This is a genomic window from Escherichia sp. MOD1-EC6842 (assembly GCF_002965705.1).
In the GTDB taxonomy this organism is placed as follows: domain Bacteria; phylum Pseudomonadota; class Gammaproteobacteria; order Enterobacterales; family Enterobacteriaceae; genus Escherichia; species Escherichia ruysiae.
In genome coordinates this window covers 1-434 of record NZ_PTRF01000064.1, presented here as the reverse complement: position 1 = coordinate 434, position 434 = coordinate 1, and the positions used below count along the sequence as shown (strand labels likewise).

At 45.9% G+C, this 434-nt stretch carries 2 tRNA genes; both read right to left on the bottom strand.

The annotated features are described in order from the left end of the window. Positions 1–138 precede the first annotated feature (138 nt). Positions 139–214, bottom strand: a tRNA-Ala gene (locus A7Z29_RS23100). 42 nt (positions 215–256) lie between these two features. Then, a tRNA-Ile gene (locus tag A7Z29_RS23095) sits at positions 257–333 on the bottom strand. Positions 334–434 lie beyond the last annotated feature (101 nt).

Genomic DNA, 434 nt, shown 5'->3' with positions numbered 1-434 from the left:
AATTTGAGAGACTCACGAACAACTTTCGTTGTTCAGTGTTTCAATTTTCAGCTTGATCCAGATTTTTAAAGAGCAAAACTTCGCAGTGAACCTTTGCAGGTACACTCTGAAGTATTTTTTATTTAATCACTACAGAGATGGTGGAGCTATGCGGGATCGAACCGCAGACCTCCTGCGTGCAAAGCAGGCGCTCTCCCAGCTGAGCTATAGCCCCATAACATGTAGTTAAAACCTCTTCAAATTTGCGGTGCAAATTTGGTAGGCCTGAGTGGACTTGAACCACCGACCTCACCCTTATCAGGGGTGCGCTCTAACCACCTGAGCTACAAGCCTGTAGAGGTTTTACTGCTCATTTTCATCAGACAATCTGTGTGAGCACTTCAAAGAACGCTTCTTTAAGGTAAGGAGGTGATCCAACCGCAGGTTCCCCTACG